This window comes from Cellvibrio sp. PSBB006, assembly GCF_002162135.1.
Taxonomy (GTDB): Bacteria; Pseudomonadota; Gammaproteobacteria; order Pseudomonadales; family Cellvibrionaceae; genus Cellvibrio.
This window is the reverse complement of sequence record NZ_CP021382.1, coordinates 214,997-230,671: the sequence shown is the minus strand read 5'-3', so window position 1 is coordinate 230,671 and position 15,675 is coordinate 214,997. Positions and strand designations below refer to the sequence as shown.

The 15,675-nt window shown below is 49.3% G+C and carries 13 protein-coding genes; 7 read left to right on the top strand and 6 right to left on the bottom strand.

Annotated features, from left to right (window positions below; genetic code table 11):
- Positions 1-419 precede the first annotated feature (419 nt).
- The 5 genes from nirK to ytfE form a co-directional block, all read right to left on the bottom strand.
- Positions 420-1,796, bottom strand: coding sequence for a copper-containing nitrite reductase (gene nirK, locus CBR65_RS01095; protein WP_198300849.1), 1,377 nt, complete (start codon positions 1,794-1,796; stop codon positions 420-422).
- Positions 1,797-2,382: 586 nt separating this feature from the next.
- Positions 2,383-3,729 (bottom strand): NADP-specific glutamate dehydrogenase, encoded by a 1,347-nt coding sequence (gdhA, locus tag CBR65_RS01085; RefSeq protein ID WP_087465148.1) that lies wholly within the window; start codon positions 3,727-3,729, stop codon positions 2,383-2,385.
- 105 nt (positions 3,730-3,834) lie between these two features.
- Positions 3,835-4,281 (bottom strand): azurin, encoded by a 447-nt coding sequence (gene azu, locus CBR65_RS01080; protein ID WP_087465147.1) that lies wholly within the window; start codon positions 4,279-4,281, stop codon positions 3,835-3,837.
- Between the two features lie 152 nt (positions 4,282-4,433).
- Positions 4,434-6,764 (bottom strand): nitric-oxide reductase large subunit, encoded by a 2,331-nt coding sequence (locus tag CBR65_RS01075; protein ID WP_087465146.1) that lies wholly within the window; start codon positions 6,762-6,764, stop codon positions 4,434-4,436.
- Positions 6,757-7,437, bottom strand: a complete 681-nt coding sequence (gene ytfE / locus CBR65_RS01070; protein ID WP_087465145.1) for an iron-sulfur cluster repair protein YtfE — start codon at positions 7,435-7,437, stop codon at positions 6,757-6,759. Before ytfE ends, CBR65_RS01075 begins: the two co-directional genes overlap by 8 nt.
- Before the next feature lie 179 nt (positions 7,438-7,616).
- On the opposite strand from ytfE, the gene CBR65_RS01065 reads away from it, so the two are divergent.
- The 7 genes from CBR65_RS01065 (at position 7,617) to CBR65_RS01035 (ending at position 15,190) form a co-directional block, all read left to right on the top strand.
- On the top strand, positions 7,617-8,099 hold the full coding sequence (locus CBR65_RS01065; RefSeq protein ID WP_087465144.1) for a YbaN family protein: 483 nt from the start codon (positions 7,617-7,619) through the stop codon (positions 8,097-8,099).
- A complete protein-coding gene (locus tag CBR65_RS01060) occupies positions 8,092-9,270 on the top strand; it encodes an NnrS family protein (protein ID WP_087465143.1) in 1,179 nt (392 codons plus the stop codon). Before CBR65_RS01065 ends, CBR65_RS01060 begins: the two co-directional genes overlap by 8 nt.
- 37 nt (positions 9,271-9,307) lie before the next feature.
- On the top strand, positions 9,308-9,748 hold the full coding sequence (locus tag CBR65_RS01055) for an Rrf2 family transcriptional regulator (RefSeq protein WP_087465142.1): 441 nt from the start codon (positions 9,308-9,310) through the stop codon (positions 9,746-9,748).
- Between the two features lie 338 nt (positions 9,749-10,086).
- The gene (locus tag CBR65_RS01050) at positions 10,087-10,938 is read left to right on the top strand and encodes a c-type cytochrome (RefSeq protein WP_087465141.1); all 852 of its coding nucleotides are present in this window, start codon (positions 10,087-10,089) and stop codon (positions 10,936-10,938) included.
- A gap of 30 nt (positions 10,939-10,968) precedes the next feature.
- Positions 10,969-12,333 (top strand): cbb3-type cytochrome c oxidase subunit I, encoded by a 1,365-nt coding sequence (locus CBR65_RS01045; protein WP_087465140.1) that lies wholly within the window; start codon positions 10,969-10,971, stop codon positions 12,331-12,333.
- The gene (locus CBR65_RS01040) at positions 12,330-13,145 is read left to right on the top strand and encodes a CbbQ/NirQ/NorQ/GpvN family protein (protein ID WP_087465139.1); all 816 of its coding nucleotides are present in this window, start codon (positions 12,330-12,332) and stop codon (positions 13,143-13,145) included. The genes CBR65_RS01045 and CBR65_RS01040 overlap by 4 nt, the downstream gene beginning before the upstream one ends.
- A gap of 8 nt (positions 13,146-13,153) precedes the next feature.
- Complete coding sequence (locus CBR65_RS01035) at positions 13,154-15,190, top strand: nitric oxide reductase activation protein NorD (protein WP_087465138.1); 2,037 nt, start codon at positions 13,154-13,156, stop codon at positions 15,188-15,190.
- Positions 15,191-15,201: 11 nt separating this feature from the next.
- Here the strand turns inward: CBR65_RS01035 and CBR65_RS01030 are convergent, their stop codons facing one another.
- On the bottom strand, positions 15,202-15,630 hold the full coding sequence (locus CBR65_RS01030; protein WP_304441685.1) for a putative zinc-binding protein: 429 nt from the start codon (positions 15,628-15,630) through the stop codon (positions 15,202-15,204).
- Positions 15,631-15,675: the final 45 nt, after the last annotated feature.

The following is a 15,675-nucleotide window of genomic DNA, read 5'->3' as shown; positions in this document are numbered from 1 at the left end:
CGTTAATAATATATTGATTTACATATACTTTTATTTATTCGAAATAACCAAGAACCCCCATAAGTACCCCCAATTTTTTCTTCTAGAAACATAAAATCAAACGAAGAACAATCATCCATGTAATCGACGAGAGGAACAGTAAGCTCCACCATCTCGCTTAGAGGTGGAATAATTTATTTATCTAGCGGGACATTTTTGGCAATGAACACATAGTTTCAATTGGGTGTTCCGGCATTTTTCAAGCTGTCGCGTTAGCTGTTAAATTTATGCGGTTTTTTAATTGAGATCGCCCTTCGCTAAGCGCTCAAACATTGATGTTTTCTCCTGGGAAGTGCGGGAAACGTAAGATATGGTTATACATCGCATGTAAAATTATAAGCGAGCCTATTTAACCGACTCGCTTGTTATATGTAGGTTCTTTAGTGGTTATGGTTGGTATCAAAAGCTTCTTTAGTGTGAAAGATCGTGGGGTCCGCTTTACCTTTAACAACTAGTATCCCAGCCAAACCTTTTTCGGCCCGAGCCAAAGCATGATCCACGATGAGATAGTTGCCAGGATAATCAACCTTAAACTCCACCATCGTCGCTCCCCCTGGGGGAACCAGCGTTGTCTGAACGTTGGTAAGCGGAGGGCTGGTAAGCGAGGCTTGATCATAGACTTTATCGAATATCTCACCGATCACGTGAAAACTGGAGGTGAGATTGGGGCCGCCCACACCAAAAAATATGCGCACAGTTTCGCCCACATCAGCTTCAAGTTTATGGGTTTTTGTTAACGCAGCCATGTTGCCGTTAAACATCATGTGTTCAGGCTTTTCATCCAGCATTTTTTGTAATGAAAACTCGTGGCGCCCGGCGGAGCCATGTCGTTCTGCGGTGTAAAGCTCACCCTGCATAATATAGAACTCGCGATCAACGGGCTGCAAACCTTCTTCAGGCTCAACGAGAATCATGCCATACATACCATTGGTAATATGCTGGGCCACCATCGGTGTTGCACAATGGTATACATAAAGGCCAGCCTGTAACGCTTTAAACGTAAAACTTTTGGATTGTCCGGGGGGCGCCTGAGTAACCGCAGCACCACCTCCCGGGCCGGTTACCGCATGGAAATCCACCGAATGAATATGTGTACTATTAATGTCGTTTTTCATATTCACTGTCACCGTGTCGTTTACGCGCACGCGGATGAATGGCCCAGGCACCGTGTCATTGAATGTCCAGTACCGGTAGGTGCTGCCTTCAGCTAACTTACCCTCCACCTCTGTGGTAACCAGATCAACAACGACATGTTTTGGAGCCCGTTTACCTACGGATTTGCCAACTTCATTAGGATTTTTAGACAAGTCCCGCACATGACTATCGCTTACAACAGGGGCGTCGCCTACGATCAGTTTTCCAAACATTCCCGCCGCCTTGTGGCCTGGTAGTGTACACAGATATTCGAAGGTGCCGCTTTTACTCGCACGAAACACAATGGCGGTTGCGGCTCCCTTACCGATAACCTGTTCCGATTGCGCACCAAATTCCGGTACCGCAATGTCATGAATAGCGCCATCGCCATTGGTGACAGAAATTTGTACTACCGCATTTTCAGGTACGCGCAACTCTGGATTGACCTGGCCTTTAGTTGGGCCCGATTCGCTAACATAAACCAGGCGTCCCTCAGCGATATCTGTACGCAAAGTAAAACGGACATCTGGCCGGGGCTTAACATCCGTGTCCTGGGACTGACCAAATAGCAGCGAGCTATTTAGCATCCCGATTAACATTAATAGCATGACAGCATGTTTCATAAAGCGTCTCCTTTAAGGATTTACCTCACACAACCCAGAATATGATTGTGCATTAATATTCGGAAACGAATTATATTTTTTACAAGATCCGAACAATTAAAGCCTAGCCGTTTAAAAAGCCATCTGCCACACAATAAAAGTTAGAATCGGTATTTTTTTCCCTGTGATTTGTCTATGATCAAATCAACGATATTTTTTCTTTTTTTCATAAAAGTAAACACCCTAAACCTCTCGACAGGATTTATGAAATGCACGCTAAAAGATTGTTAAAAGCCGCGCACTGGTCAATGGCAGTTACATTAATTCTGTCTCTGTCTATCATCTATCTCGCCTATGGGTCAGCTGTGACTTTAAGCATCCCTGTTCAGGTGATACTTCATATTCTGCTTATCATCTTTCCGGCGATATTTAAGATAAGTTATGTGGCGCGATTAAATGCGCTTAAACAGTTAGGCAGGCCGATAAATTAGGGCAATCGGATGTGCAATAATTGCTAGATTTTATGGGAAAAACACTACTGTTGCCGATAATGAATCGGCAACAGTGCAGAAGAAATTTTAATAACACCTAAAGAGAGGACGAACCGCTAAATCAAACCAAACGCCAACATCGCTTCAGCAACACGTTTAAAGCCGACAATATTAGCCCCCACCACATAGTTGCCGGGAGAATCATATTCGGCCGCCGTTTCAAAACAGTTGGCGTGGATGTTTGCCATGATTTTTTGAAGTCTATCCTCCGTATACTCAAATGACCACGTATCACGACTGGCATTCTGTTGCATTTCCAGCGCTGAGGTAGCTACGCCACCAGCATTTGCCGCCTTGCCCGGCCCGTAGGCGATACCGGCATCCAGAAACAGCTTCACGCCCTTGGGCGTAACAGGCATGTTCGCCCCCTCCGAAACACCGATACAGCCGTTCTCCAGCAGTTTCCGCGCAGATGCTTCGCTTATTTCGTTTTGCGTTGCACAAGGGAATGCAAAATCACAGGGGATATTCCAGATAACACCCTCTGCATAATATTCCGCTTCCGGATGTATTTGGTGATACTCGCTAATACGTTTACGCTCCACTTCTTTAATTCTTTTTATTGAATCCAGATCGAGACCGCGCTTATCGTAAATTACACCGCCCGAATCGGAGCATGCAACGACGCGCGCACCCAATTGTTGAAGTTTCTCTATCGCATATATCGCCACGTTTCCAGAGCCTGAAACAATACAGGTCTTTCCTTCCAATGATTCCCCCCGAACCCTTAACATTTCCTGCGCAAAAAAAATGGCCCCATAGCCCGTTGCTTCACGACGAACGAGAGCCCCTCCCCACTGGGGACTTTTTCCGGTAAGCACGCCGGATTCGTACCGATTAGTAATGCGTTTGTACTGGCCGAACAGATAGCCGATTTCGCGGGCACCAACACCGATATCGCCTGCGGGCACGTCAGTCATTTCTCCGATATGACGATACAACTCTGTCATATAACTTTGGCAAAAACGCATGACTTCACTATCAGATTTACCTTTCGGGTCAAAGTCAGCGCCACCTTTTGCTCCCCCGATTGGCATCCCGGAAAGTGCATTTTTAAATGTCTGCTCGAATCCCAGAAATTTGATGATGCCCAAATATACCGAGGGATGAAAACGCAGCCCACCTTTGTAAGGTCCCAAAGCACTGTTAAAACCGACTCGAAAACCGCGATTAATTTGTACTTCCCCATTGTCGTCCATCCAGGGGACTCTGAAAATGATCTGTCGTTCAGGCTCGCAGATGCGCTCAATAATTTTCTGCTCTGCGTACTCAGGGTGTTTACGCAATACGGGACCAAGCGTTTCAATAACCTCCTTTACCGCCTGATGAAATTCATGTTCTCCTTGATTATGTCTTTTCACATGATCAAGAATTTTCTCCAGTCGCTGCTCTACATTACTCATGGACGACTCCACCGAGGTCTTAATATAAACTATACATCAATGAGAAAATTTACCCAGGGACACCGATGGAAACATATCCGTCGGTATCCACTGACGGGCAACAATCTATTTCAACGAAACAGCGCCTTTCATGAGGGCAATATGGCCCGGGAATGAGCAAAAGAAAGTGTAATCTTCGCCCGCCTTAAGTTTGTCAACTGAGAAGGTGACCGAGGTTTTCTCACCGCCTCCAATAATGTCGGTAAAGGCGATCACACGTTCGTCTTCCGGTTTAACATAGTGATTATCCAAGCCGGCCGCAATGGCATCATTGGCAACAGGGCGGGCATCCTCCGTCCTGGTAATGACAATATTGTGTCCCATGACGTTCTTGGCGAGTTTGCCCGAGTGCGTCAGGTTAATCGTAAATTCCTTGCAAGATTTATCTACGACAATTTGGTCTTTATCGAATTTCATTGCATCATTACTGTCGACGGTTACGCTGCAATCATCTGCCAGCACCTGCATGGTGAATGCAGAAAAAAGAATGGGAATCAGGTATTTCATCTTCATGGAAAAATCTCCGCATAGGTTGTAATCACGTTACTTGAAACGCTATCACCCGACAGGGCTCTATCGCCGGACATGCTAAAAAGGCTTTGGTTGCAACCCTTTTCGTTGGGCAGGCGTAAGACCGGCGATAAGTCCAAAATATCCAAATTATCTTAGGAGTGATCGGCACCACCACAGCTGCCACAACATATTTTCTCTGCCGGCGCCGAATCTTTTCGTGGATCAATGATCAGCGCGCCGGTTGATCCTTGACGCCCGAACACCCCTAATACTACCTGCCAACTCACCGCCAGGGCACCGATGATAAATACCACATCACCAAAGGTGCGGACCCAGCGCAGTGTTTGCAGTAAGTCCTGCTGCATAAATTCCTCGCTGCGCGCATACCACAGGCCTTCCGACACACTCGCATAAAACTGGATGACACCAATGGGCAACAGGCTGGTAAAAATCATTAACACCAAGCCGCCGTTCAACCACCAAAATGCCACTTTCATCAAGCGGTCGTTAAACACAAAGTCCGGACGAATGTAGCGCAGCACTAACAAGGTAAAACCAAGGGCTAAGAAACCATACACACCAAAGAGTGCGGCGTGTGCGTGCACCGGTGTGGTGTTAAGCCCCTGAATATAATAAAGCGCTACCGGAGGGTTGATCATAAAACCCAATACACCGGCACCCAACATATTCCAGAATGCCACCGCCACAAAAAAGATCAGCGGCCATTTAATGTGTTGCATCCAGACGGCACGATTTTTCAAGCGCCAGTTTTCCCAGGCTTCGTAACCCAATACCACCAGCGGTACAACTTCCAGCGCACTGAAGGTCGCGCCCACTGCCATGACCGGCGTGGTGGTACCGGCAAAATACAGATGATGGAATGTGCCAGGAATCCCGCCCAACATAAACAACGACGCTGATGCGAGGCTTGCCGCGGTGGCCATGGTGCGAGACACCAGGCCCATGCTGCAAAAGATAAAAGCCAGCGCGGCGGTTGCAAAGACTTCAAAGAAACCTTCTACCCATAAATGCACGATCCACCAGCGCCAATATTCCATCACGGATAACACTGTGCGCTCACCGTAAAAGAAACCTGCCCCATAAAACAGACCGATAGCCACCACCGATGCGGTCAATAGTGCGAGGAGGTTTTTATCGCCCGGTTTGTACAGCGCCGGCACAATGCCGCGCAACATCAGCACCAGCCATAACACGATGCCGGTGAATTTTCCGATTTGCCAGATGCGCCCAAGGTCGACATATTCATAACCTTGATGCCCCAACCAGAAGTTCAGGTTTGCCGGCATAATATGGGCAATTGCCAGATAGTTACCGACAAAAGAACCGACAACAACTGCTACCAAGGCCCAGAATAAAATATCAACGCCGAGCTTCTGGAATTTTGGATCTTTACCGCCGTTGATAATCGGTGCGAGAAATAAACCCGCTGCGAGAAAACCGGTGGCGATCCAGAACAATGCCGCTTGAATGTGCCAGGTGCGAGTCAACGAATAAGGAAACCATTGCGAGACATCAATGCCGTAAAACTCCTGCCCTTCTACGGTGTAGTGCGCGGTAAAGCCGCCCAGCATCACCTGAAAGCAGAACAGCGCCGCCACCAGAAATAGATATTTACCCAATGCACGCTGCGACGGCGTCAGCGATACCAATGAAATGGGATCTCTTTCCGGCGCGGCGGGTTCATGCTCATCTTCTTTACGCAGGAATGCCCACGCCCAGATCAGTCCGCCTACACCGGCGATCAGCAAGATCACACTGGCTATCGACCAGATAATATTTTCCGCAGTGGGCTTATTATCAATCAGCGGTTCATGAGGCCAATTGTTGGTGTAAGTGGCCTCACTATCAGGCCGCTCAGTAGCAGCCGCCCACGCCGTCCAGAAGAAAAACTCGGTCAATCGTTCACGGCGTTCTGCATCAGGCAAGGTATTTTCTTTCATTGCATAACTGACGCGGGTGCTACGCAACTCTGGCTCTGCACTGAACAGGCTGGCGTAATAGGCAGCGGTTTTTTCAATGGCCTGCGCGCGTCTATCACTGACCATCAGTGTATCGGTGTCAGGGTTATAGCGGTTGGTCCGGTAGTCCTTCTTCAAATCGTATTGCAGCGAGTGTTGTTGCGCACCGTCCAGTGCATCGTAAGGTTTACCGAATACATCGCGCGCCGCCAGATCCAGCCACATCATTAATTCGCGGTGCAACCAATCAGCGGTCCAATCGGGGGCCTGGTAAGCACCGTGCCCCCAGATCGATCCCAACTGCATACCACCCACCGATTGCCAGGCGGTCTGACCATCAAGAATACTGTCGTGGGTCATCAACACCCCACCACTATCGCTAATCACCTGCCCAGGAATCGGCGGTGCCTGGCGATACACTTCACGACCGAAGTAGCCCAGAATGCCAAAGGTAACCATGAGGATGGCGATCAACAGCCACCAGAGTTTGCGATATTCAGCCATGACGTGCGCCCTCAAGTTGGCCATCGATGCGATCAAATAAAATGTTGTTTTCCAGATGAATGTGGTTCATTAAATCCGTTCGCAGGGTGGCCAATCCCAGATACAGTGCGCGCCAGGTATTACATGCACCCTTAGGTAACGTAATGCCGCGGGTAACACGCTCAATCCTGGCCAAGGCCTGGCCATGGTCATCGTGTTCATGACGCATCATCGCCACGGGTTGTACTGCCATGCCTTTCATACCCTGGCTGATCATGGGAAATAGAATCTGCTCTTCTTTTCTCATGTGTTTTTCCAACTCCTGCTGCATCGCTTCCAGGTGTGCCGTTAACCCCACTGGACACTCCGTGTGACTGCCATGGACCAACTCAACCCGCTGGGCAAGGCGAATCAGTTCCGGAAGCTGCTGACGATGAACGTCGTGATAACGCGTCAGGATATGTTCAATCAATTCCACATCCGTCAAATTGTTCCAGTCCTGCCCTTCTGATGCAGGTGTAAGAGCTTGCAGTTCCCCTGCGAGTGACTCGGCATCCAGTGCACGCGCCGCTGCCGCTTCTCGCAGGCTGTGTTTACCACCGCAACAAAAATCCAGCTGGTATTTATGAAAAATGGCCGTAGCACCGGGAATACTCCGGGCAAGTTGGCCGAGGCTTTGGTCGAGGATGGTCATGTGCTTATCTCCGGTTGCGGATGTGAATATTGAAGGTACTGAAAAAAATATCGGCACACTTTTTAAGATTCATTGTAAATGCATCTTTTAAAGATGTAAAATGAATACATGTTTAAAAAGCCAAATTTTTTATCCACAGGCAAACCGAGCCAAACGTAAACCGAAGAAGGAGAAGCAACATGCTCAAGCAATGGCTAGCACAATCTATTCAAGCGGGTTACCTCACTGTAGGTATGTTGGCTTTATTGTTGGGGCTGATTGGTATCGTGACCCCGCTTCTGCCGACCACGCCCTTTTTAATACTGGCAGCCTGGGCTTCCGCCAAAGGTTCGTCCCGCCTTCACAACTGGTTGGTGAATCATCCACGACTACGCTCACCATTGGCCGCGTGGCGCAACGAGGGGGCGATACCCTCTTCTGCCAAGCGCATGGCGTTGGTTATGTTGTTCTTGAGTTGGCTGATGTTGATCGGGGCGGCGCTACCGCTCGTGGGGCTTGTTCTGTTATCAGGCGTGTTAATTACCATCGCGACGTTTATTGCTACTCGCCCGACACCAACCCATGAACAATCCACGCCGGTCGACAACATTCTGCTGTACCGGGATATGCCGGTGTATACCGAACTTCGCGCTTATAGTGATCCAGAGGCATTCCATGAATAATTCGCGCTTTGCATTATTCAATTTTCCGTTTCGCTTGTTCTTCCTGTTAACGGGCCTCTATGGCGTGATCACGGTTGGTGCGTGGATGAGTTATTTGTTTGGCGGATTGGCACTTCCGCTCGGCTGGTCCTCCGTGCACTGGCACGCCCATGAGATGCTGTTTGGTTTAACCAGTGCCGCCATCGCCGGTTTTTTATTGACCGCCATGTGCAACTGGACGGGCGCACCACCCTTGCGCGGCAGCGCGCTGTTGGGGCTGGCGTGCCTGTGGCTGGCTGGTCGAGTGATGATGTGGACGGCGAGTTGGTGGCCGGCGGGATGGGTCGCCGTGGTGGATTTGCTATTCTTGCCCTGGATGGCGATCTACGTCGCGCGGGTTTTGCTGGCCCATGGCAACAAACGCAACCTGATTATGGTGGCCATACTATTACTGCTCACCCTTGCTAACGGAATGATGCATGCAGGATTCATGACCGGCAGTGGATTCTGGCTGACCCTTGGCCAGTTAACAGCGTTCAATTTGATTACCCTGATGATGGTCGTCATCGGCGGACGAATTATTCCACTCTTCACCATCAATTGGCTGCGTAATAACGGCGGCGATATTGCGGCGGTGGCGCCCTCGGCGCGCCTTGATCGTGTAGCACTGATCACCACAGCCTTGCTCGTGCCCGCCGATTGGCTGATGGGATTTCCCTGGATAACGGGCTTCCTTGCGGTGATTGCCGGTGTGCTTCACGGTGCGCGGCTGGTGACCTGGGGCGGCTGGAAAACGGGCCGCGAGCCGCTGCTGTGGATTCTGCATCTGGGTTATGCATGGATTGTCGTTGCGCTCTTGCTCAAAGGTGCCGCAGCCTTTAACCTCGTCGCCGCCAGCGTCTGGCAACATGCGCTGGGAGTTGGCGCTATGGGCACATTGATTCTCGGCATCATGACCCGCGTCGCTCTCGGCCATACCGGGCGCTCGCTCGCGTTGCCGCCTTTCGGTGTATTGATTTATCTGGCCATTACCCTGGGCGCCCTGAGTCGCGTACTGACCGCCGTGCAGGTGATGGATTATCGTGTCGGCTTGTCTATTGCCGCTATCGGATGGACCCTGGCCTTCAGTTTATTTGTACTTATTTACTGGCCGATTTTGAGTCGCCCCCGTGCGGATGGTCGTCCGGGTTAATCCGCCTGGACGGCCTCCCCTGTTAAAGAGCTACCAAATGCATATCACCCGCTACACCGATTATTCCCTGCGCGTGCTGATGTACGTGGCATTAAAAGGCGAAGAGATTTCAACGATCCGTGAAATCGCGGAGAGTTACGACATCTCCAAAAATCATTTAATGAAAGTCGTGCAAGAGTTAAATAACAAAGGTTATTTAATTGCCTTGCGCGGCAAAAATGGTGGGCTGCGTCTGAATGGCCGACCGGAGGATATTAATATCGGCGCCCTGGTACGTCACACTGAGCAGGATTTTGCATTGGTTGAGTGTTTTGGCAGTGTTAACGGCTGCATCATTACACCCGCTTGCCAATTAAAGTTTGTATTGGCGGAAGCGCTTGAGGCTTTTTTTAAAACCCTGGATAAGTACACGCTGGCCGATCTGTTGCCAACAGCTCGACAGGGAGAATTGGTCCGGCTGTTGGAAATACCTGTTTAATGACATTTTCGTTTAACCGAATGCTATTGCGGTTTAAAAACGCGCAACCTGCCCATGCTTATTCCCCGTTAAAACCAACTTATTTGTTACCTATCACACATCGCCAGAAAATAATGGCGTTCCAGTTGTTATAAGCAATTGCAATACCGTTTTACTTTGCTAGCTTTTAATAAAAATCAAACAGCTAAGTGAGGCATTATGCGACACCGACAATTCTATCGCCCCCTCAAAATCCTCAGCTTTATTGTTCTTTTAGCCATGGCAACAGCAATTTGTTATGCCTTTTCAATTTCCCTTTTGTACTGGGCAGGCATCGGCGTATAGAAAAGGCGGCAGCTATGAATAATCGTCAAGCAAGAATGTTTGCAATCGCATCCACCGGCATATCGGTATTGGTATTTCTTCTCTTAACCCTGGATAGCCACCGACAGTTCGATGAACTCACTAACGCCGAAAACATTACACCAGAGGTTACTCACGGAAAAGATGTGTGGCACAAATACAATTGCATTAACTGTCACACGCTGTTTGGTGAAGGGGCCTACTACGCGCCGGACCTCACCAAAATAACGCAACATCGGGGCGAGGCTTACTTACAGGCTTACATGCGCGATCCCTCAAAGTTTTATGATGAAGACAAACACCGGCGGTTGATGCCTAAACAGGATCTGAGTGAGAAAGAAATTTCTGATTTAATCGCGTTTCTGGATTGGGTGAGCAAAGTCGATAATCAGGGATGGCCACCGCGCCCTATTCTGGTAACCGGCAGCTTTGTGCCAGGAGCAGATGCTGTCGGTGCGATATCGGCTGAAGAGGGTGATGACCCTGCGGCTATTCGCCCGGTAACCCCTGACGACGACCCTCGTGCGCAGGGTGAGCACGTATTTCGCACCGCAACACCCGCGTGTAACGCCTGCCATTCCACTGCTCCGGGCGCGAATATGGCTGGCCCTACTCTGGCAGGGCTTGCGTCGCGCGCCGCCGATATCCTGGCATCCGGCAATTACCAGGGCGAGGCAACCGATGTTGAAGGTTACATTCGCGAATCAATTATTTCACCCAGCGCCCATCTCATTCCTGGAGAGATGTACTCCGCTAACGGCACTTCATTCATGCCTACCGGTTATGAAACCAGCCTCAGTGCCGACCAGCTCGATCATTTGGTTGCTTACTTGGCAACTTTAAAATAAATCAATCCAGTATCCGGACGGAGAATAACAATGCAATATAAATCGCAATCAGTGGCTTACTGGTATTTTGCGGTAGCGATGGTGCTATTCGGATTGCAACTTGTCTTCGGCTTGCTTTCCGCGTCCAAATATCTCGGACCTGATCCCCTACTGTACATCCTGCCTTTCGACGTCACCAAAGTTATTCATACCAATTTATTGATCGTGTGGGTATTAACGGGCTTTATGGGAGCCACCTATTGGATGGTACCCGATGAATCACGCACCGAATTACACAGCACTAAATTAGCTTATATTCAACTCGGTTTGTGGACCTTAATGGGTGTTACGGCCATCATCGGGTATTTATTTCGTTACGGTACGGGAAATAAATTACTGGAACAGCCATTACCCCACAAAATTGTCATCGTCATTTGTATGCTGATCTTCCTTTACAACATCGGCATGACAATAAAAAAATCCGGCCGTTTTACCACGACGGAAGGCGTGCTGATGATAGGCTTGGTCAGCTCTGCTATTTTATTTTTCCCCGCCCTGTTGCATTACGAAAATTACACCGTTTCGATTTTTTATCGCTGGTGGACCATTCATCTTTGGGTCGAAGGTGTGTGGATGATGATCATGGGCGCTTTCCTCGCTTACCTGTTAATTCGGTTGTCCGGCGCTGATCGGGAGGTTATGGAAAAATGGCTCTATGTGATTGTGGGCCTGGTGTTTATCGCTGGTATCCTCGGCACAGCGCATCATTATTACTGGGTAGGCGTACCGACCTACTGGTTACCTATCGGCGGTTTTTTCAGTGCGCTTGAACCCGTTGCTTTAGTTGCCATGGCGATCTATGCCTATGGCGCGATTCGGCGTGCAGGTATGGGCCATCCCAACAAATTGGCATTGCATTGGACCATAGGGAGCGCCGTCTTCACCTTGTTCGGTGCAGGGTTACTCGGACTCGCGCATACCTGGCCAAGTGTTAACAAATGGACCCATGGAACACTCATTACGGCGATGCATGGTCACGCAGCATTTTACGGCGCATATGCCATGATTGTTTTAGCGATGATCACTTACGCGTTGCCATCGTTGACACGTGACCGACCAGAGGAAGGAAGTAGCCTTGGCTACTGGGCATTTTGGTTACAAATCACCGGGATGTTTGGTATGACCTTGTCATTTGCTACTGCGGGAATCGGACAGGTGTACCTAGAGAGAATTATGGGTATGGGCTACCTTGATGCGCAACTCAAAATTCAAGTGCACTTTTTAATGCTTATTGCAACGGCATCTTTGTTTACTGTGGGAGTTGCCTTGTTTATTTATGATTTTTTCCGTTATTCACCACGTTTTATCACGGAAGATAACAGGGTGAGCGACGGGTCGGCGCGGAGCAATCTATGACGGCGAGTCAATCGTTACACACCCGCGGAACGAATCTTGAAAAACCTTATTATTTACCCACTGCAAATGAGGTTGACGTCTTCGAACAATGCCATAAACAAGCTCTTGCGATAATGCTGAAAGGACCGACTGGCTGCGGAAAAACCCGGTTGGTTGAACATATGGCGTGGAAGCTGAATCGCCCCTTGATTACCGTAGCGTGTCACGATGATCTCTCAGCCAACGATCTTATTGGTCGCTATTTAATTCGCCATGACGGTACCGTGTGGCAGGATGGGCCACTCACCCGGGCAGTTCGGGAAGGTGCTATTTGTTACCTTGATGAAGTGGTAGAAGCCCGTCAGGATACAATCGTTGTTCTCCACTCCCTCACCGACCATCGCCGTATATTACCTATTGATAAAACGGGTGAGCTTTTAACGGCAGCACAGGGATTCCAGTTAGTCATTTCCTATAATCCTGGTTATCAGCGAATGTTAAAGGATTTAAAACCCAGCACACGGCAGCGTTTTGTTGCCATTGAACTGGGATATCCTCATATCGACAGCGAAGTGGAGATAGTCAAACGCGAAAGTCATACAGATCACGCCACTGCCCATGCTTTAGTCAAGCTCGCGCACAGGATTCGATGCTTACATGACCGCGGCCTGGCAGAAGTGCCCAGCACTCGTTTACTCATTGCTGCTGCGTTGCTTCATAAGCGAGGCGTGGATATCCATTCAGCCTGTCGATCAGCAATCGTTGCCCCCTTGTCGGACGATGCAGCACTGACCGCTGCAATGAATGATCTTGTCGACGCGATATTCACGTAAGGTTTTCTGTGGCTGAAGCTGAAGATGTATTAACTGATATCGCTCGACACGCGACGGTCTACGCGCGCGACCTTTGGCAACGACATCGCCGGCCGGAACCTGGCGCAGATCTTCTTTTAACAGATATAACACACCGTCTGGATCTATTTGTTCTTTCCACCACCGGGCAAAATTTTCTCATTCGACCAGCCCAGCCGCCCACACACCCCACCCTGTTAGCGCGTGTATTTCGTCATACCCAATCACCTTGGTGCTTACAAGCCATTCCGGCCACCGATGGGCACCATCTTTGGTTACCGCCTCATCTCCCGTTGACAACTGATAACATGGCGGCCCAGCTATTTCGCACCCTTGCCTTGCAACAAGCTACACGAGCCATGCGTTACAACGTAAATCTACTACACCAATTGCCAAACCCTGTGGTACGGGATATTTTCCTGCTTGTTGAAGCCTATGCGGTCGACGAAATAATCATCGGCGAATTTCCCGGCATGCGCCCGGCAATTAATCAACTCCGCCAGGTTTCATTGCAGGCACGCCCCCCATTGTCACGTTTTTCCATGGCTCGCCAACCCTTGGAAAATTTTTATCAAAACATCTTGAAACACCCTTGTGGTAGCGCGGAAAAATTTTTGCCCATAGCTGAATCGCCAGCCCAATCGTTGCTGATTGCAAATAAGCTTTTGCCGGCATTAATGACTACCGCTAATTACTCCATGCAAACTTATAGCAGCGCCCCTTTGCTTAAAGATCTTTGGACCGGTGAATTTCGCCTGCCAGAGGCCGAAACCCCTATCGAAGTTCTCCAGGCAACCGAGGACATTACGTCACAACATCGCCCCCAGTCTGCCCGTTTGCCTCGCCGACCTCAGCGCCGCCAAGCCACAGAAGATGAGGATAAAAAACGCAAAAAAAATGATGCCTGGATGGTCCAGGGCGATGAATCTCATCCGAAAGCAGAAGACCCTATGGGTTTGCAACGGCCCGTCGATCAGGAAGACACAAAAAAAGCCGACGAATACGCTGATCTGGTTTCCGAACTTTCAGAAGCTCGATTGATTTCTACCCCCGGCCAATCTCGTGAAGTGTTGCTCTCGGACGATCCACAAGAGAAACGATCCCGCCTCCTTTCATCAATGACCACCACAGCTGTTTCGGAACTGATTTATCCGGAATGGGATTATCTGAAAACTCTCTATTGCGTCCCAGGCGCGAAAGTTCTAGTCGTTCAAATGGAAGGAGGCTCACAGCAATGGGTAGACGATATTTTACTGCAACATCAACTCCTCATCAGGAATATCCGCAGGCAGTTCGAGTTGTTACGCGCGCAGAGAGTTTTGCAGCATCAGCAATTGGATGGTGAAGAACTGGACCTGGACGCCTACATTACCAGCTATACCGATTTTCGCGCTGGCGGCATCTTCAACCAGGCTATCTACCAAACACAGCGCGCATTGAAAAAAAATGTAGCGATTATGCTGCTCGTTGATATCAGCGGTTCTACCGACTCCTGGATTGCCAACAACAAACGTATTATTGACGTGGAACGTGAAGCGCTATTGCTAGTGACGATTGCCTTACAAAGTCTGGGGGAGCCTTACAGCGTGCTCGCATTCTCCGGAGAAGGTATGCAAGCGGTCAGAATATGGGACATAAAACACCATACGGAATCCTTCAGTAACGAGATTGCATTGCGCATCAGTGCGTTACAGCCAGAACGGTATACCCGGTCGGGTACGGCTCTACGTCATGCGACAGCAGAACTGATGAAAGTCGCTGCGACCCATCGGCTCTTAATCGTGCTATCTGATGGAAAACCAAATGATAACGATCATTACGAAGGGCGGTATGGCATAGAGGACACTCGTCAGGCAGTACAAGAAGCGAAAAACCAGGGCGTCCGAGCGTTTTGCCTGACCGTAGACCGGCAGGCGGCGAATTATCTTCCGTATATTTTTGGTACGCACGATTATGCATTGTTACCCCGTCCTGAGCAGCTGCCCCCAGTATTAGTCGAATGGATGAAACGCTTACTGATTACCTGAATAGCGGGTACTTAATTAATAGGAAGTTGTTTAACCGGAATCAAATCGGGCAAGCGATATGTGTAACTCAGCACCCGATAAAAATCAGCGAGTGAACAATCCTCTCCATCGCGTTTCTTCAAACCCAACTCGGTTAACTCCAGATACCATTTAGGGGTTACACCGTGCAACGCCAGGGTATTTTTAACACAGGCCAAGCGGCAACCATCAATCGCTAAAATATCGCGCCCGGATCTTGCGATGTTAACAAGCTTTTTCACTTGCCCGCCCACACCGGCTATACAGGACATTTGTGCCAGCCCTTCGCGGTCCATCAGTACCGCAACATCATTCGCCAACTGAGCTACATTCGAACAGCCGGAACATGAATAAACCAAAGGTTTGACGGTAGTCACCATTTTTTCTCCCACGCATAAGAGGGAATCAACTGTCACGGCCATGTTAATCCTGGCGCCTAATGGACAGTTTGACTTCAATCAATTATT

Bases quoted from the DNA above. Each gene is read 5' to 3' on its own strand.
- nirK (WP_198300849.1), bottom strand. From the start codon at position 1,796: ATGAAACATGCTGTCATGCTATTAATGTTAATCGGGATGCTAAATAGC.
- gdhA (WP_087465148.1), bottom strand. From the start codon at position 3,729: ATGAGTAATGTAGAGCAGCGACTGGAGAAAATTCTTGATCATGTGAAA.
- azu (WP_087465147.1), bottom strand. From the start codon at position 4,281: ATGAAGATGAAATACCTGATTCCCATTCTTTTTTCTGCATTCACCATG.
- CBR65_RS01075 (WP_087465146.1), bottom strand. From the start codon at position 6,764: ATGGCTGAATATCGCAAACTCTGGTGGCTGTTGATCGCCATCCTCATG.
- ytfE (WP_087465145.1), bottom strand. From the start codon at position 7,437: ATGACCATCCTCGACCAAAGCCTCGGCCAACTTGCCCGGAGTATTCCC.
- CBR65_RS01065 (WP_087465144.1), top strand. From the start codon at position 7,617: ATGCTCAAGCAATGGCTAGCACAATCTATTCAAGCGGGTTACCTCACT.
- CBR65_RS01060 (WP_087465143.1), top strand. From the start codon at position 8,092: ATGAATAATTCGCGCTTTGCATTATTCAATTTTCCGTTTCGCTTGTTC.
- CBR65_RS01055 (WP_087465142.1), top strand. From the start codon at position 9,308: ATGCATATCACCCGCTACACCGATTATTCCCTGCGCGTGCTGATGTAC.
- CBR65_RS01050 (WP_087465141.1), top strand. From the start codon at position 10,087: ATGAATAATCGTCAAGCAAGAATGTTTGCAATCGCATCCACCGGCATA.
- CBR65_RS01045 (WP_087465140.1), top strand. From the start codon at position 10,969: ATGCAATATAAATCGCAATCAGTGGCTTACTGGTATTTTGCGGTAGCG.
- CBR65_RS01040 (WP_087465139.1), top strand. From the start codon at position 12,330: ATGACGGCGAGTCAATCGTTACACACCCGCGGAACGAATCTTGAAAAA.
- CBR65_RS01030 (WP_304441685.1), bottom strand. From the start codon at position 15,630: ATGGCCGTGACAGTTGATTCCCTCTTATGCGTGGGAGAAAAAATGGTG.